This is a genomic window from Methylotetracoccus oryzae, from assembly GCF_006175985.1.
Lineage (GTDB): Bacteria > Pseudomonadota > Gammaproteobacteria > Methylococcales > Methylococcaceae > Methylotetracoccus > Methylotetracoccus oryzae.
In genome coordinates, this window is record NZ_SRSH01000040.1 from 1 (window position 1) to 2,501 (window position 2,501).

Sequence of the window (2,501 nt, forward strand, 5' to 3'; positions counted from 1 at the left end):
TCGACCGTCTCGCTGATCGGTTCCGGCGCGAAAGCCGTTACGGCAACGTCCTGCTCAAAGAGGTCGGCCGTGTTGTCAGTGATGGCGTCCATGTGAGTCTCCCCAAGTCGGTCACAGTTTTCTGTTCGGTTCGTGCTATGGATCGGCACGCGTGCGGAAAACTCGAGAGGAATTTTTGCGACTTGGATCACAGAATCACGCCGACACGTCGGGGGGGCGTCGGGTGGCTAGGAAGGGTGGACCGTTGCCGCCACGGCCGGAGGAGGAAGCCGTGGCGGTGACTCGCGTTCTGAAGTGATTCCGCCGAGCGAGATTGATTTCCGGCGGTAACTCAAGGATAGGGCGGATTCGACACGCCGGAAGATGGAAGGCTCGGTGACACACTGCGGCAGTGCAGCAGCGAGGCTTTGCGGCACGGAGACGAACCGACCACGGCGTCTGTAGTGTCGCCCACCGTGGCGACAAGCACCACAGCCAAAGACTCGCGATGGCGATGCCAGCAATTTCTATACTTTGGCGAGCCAAGCGTGTTGTCGAGTCGCAGATCGAACCCAGGACATACTTTCACCCGCGCGCAGGAGTATCCAATGAAATCATCAACAGTGACGGCGCCAAGAGCGATAACCCGCAGAGCCATCAAAGCGGCGCTGTCGGCCGTATGTACCCTGATCTTGGCAGCAGCCTCAACGACCGGGCGCGCCTGCAGCGACATCATGCTGCCGCCCCCTCCCGGATTCAAAAAAATCGTACGGACCACGACGGTACCAAGCGAAGAGATTGATGCCTCCGCAATTTCTGCACGGACCATGGATTTCGATCCGAACCTGGCCTGGTATATGGAAAATCAGGCGAAAGGCCAGACGGTGACGGCAACCAATCCGCGACAGAAGAATAAGCAGCCAATGCACTGGACCAGTCTCTATAACCTCGTGGGCTTCAGTGGTGCACCAGGCATCGTGAAGGGAAACGGACGATATTTTGACGGGATGAACGAAAAGGGCCTCTCCGCTGCCATGCTCTGGCTGGAGGATGCGTGGCCATTAAAGGAAGATAGCAAAAGCCAATACCCAGAGCCACAGGAGGGTGACCGCAATCTCTCCGTTCAATTTGTGGTCAACTTTGTCCTTTCAATGTGCGACAGCGTCCGTTGCGCGGTGAACCTTTTCGAGGAAAACCCTCGCCCAGTCGTTTGGGGCGAGGGCCTGAACTTCAAGCCCTTATCCATCGAGATCCCACTTGGGTTACACCTGGTACTACATGACGCGAGAAACCACTCGGCCGTTATCGAATGGCACGACAAGCAGCAATTCATCTACGCACGAACAGACAGCCATCACGTCCTCACGAACGAGCCTCCCCTGCCTGACCAACTCTCCGCACTCAGAAACCCCGACTTCAGGCGACTCACATCCACCAATCATTTCAAGGAAGTCGATTCCGATCTGACTCAGCCATTCATGAATCTGCTACCGGGTGACTCCTCATCCGGCTCCCGCTTCATCACCACAAAGAAGCTCAGCAGCGCAATCACGAAGGACGTCCATGAATACTGGCCGGTCTATCCAGATCCAATGAAAACGTTGACCCCAAGGCTTTGGCGGGTTCAATTGGCCAACCGGATCATGGCTCGCGTGGAGGAAGTCTACGGCGAGGCGCCAGTCACCTTTCTCGGATACAAGACAGGGATCTATTTCCATACCCAGTTCACCGTAATACGGGATCACTCAAACCTAAATCTCTATGTCAGGGGTGTCTACAATCCGGCGTTGCGACGCATCCATTTAGCTGACTTGTTCAAAGGCAATCCTGCAAGTTACAGCAAGAAACTGTTCGTCGACCCACGTCCCGACCTTGAAGACTATAAGTTGATCTATTACCAAGACGTGACGGACATGTTTGCCTCCAAACTGCCTAAACCGCCGTCGACGGCAGTTGGCCCGTGATTTCGGGCATACCCTGGGTCCGGGCCAATCTGAAACGAAGAAATTCCGGGGGGGGTCGTCCCTTTCCAGGGAAGCTCTGATTCACTCAGGGTTTCCCATAAGGAACAAGGCCAGGATGGCTGTCTCGGAGTTCTCTCGCGGTGCTCCACCCCGAGGACACCGCTTACGAGGCTGAAGTGCCGATAACGAACAAAAAAACTAACCCATGAATCCGATCACTTCAGCCTCACCGACGCATCATGCGAAAAAGAAGCAAACGCTCCGGTTTGAAGCTTCCGGCAACGACAGTGCAGGTGGTGTCGTGAAAAGCGCTGATGGCAGTGCTAGAGCCGGGCGGGCCGAAGTCCGGCCGACGCGTGCGGCCGCCGACGCCTTTGGGGGATGGTGCGGAGCTCATACCTGCAGCAGTGGAATGCGCTGTCCGCTCCGGCGGCCGGGTAGCGTCCGTCAAGGTGGTGTAATTTTCGGGGGCGAACTCCGGCTCAGATGAGTTCTTCAGTCTGCAGTCAGTCCGGGTAATGGGTCCATCCCGACGCTGTGCTCTGTCATGGTGTGTTG

General features: G+C 56.5%; 1 protein-coding gene. It reads left to right on the plus strand.

Annotated features, from left to right (window positions below; genetic code table 11):
• The first annotated feature begins 587 nt into the window (after window positions 1–587).
• Window positions 588–1,943 (plus strand): linear amide C-N hydrolase, encoded by a 1,356-nt coding sequence (locus BWR02_RS20730; protein WP_139559816.1) that lies wholly within the window; start codon window positions 588–590, stop codon window positions 1,941–1,943.
• The last annotated feature ends 558 nt before the right edge of the window (window positions 1,944–2,501 follow it).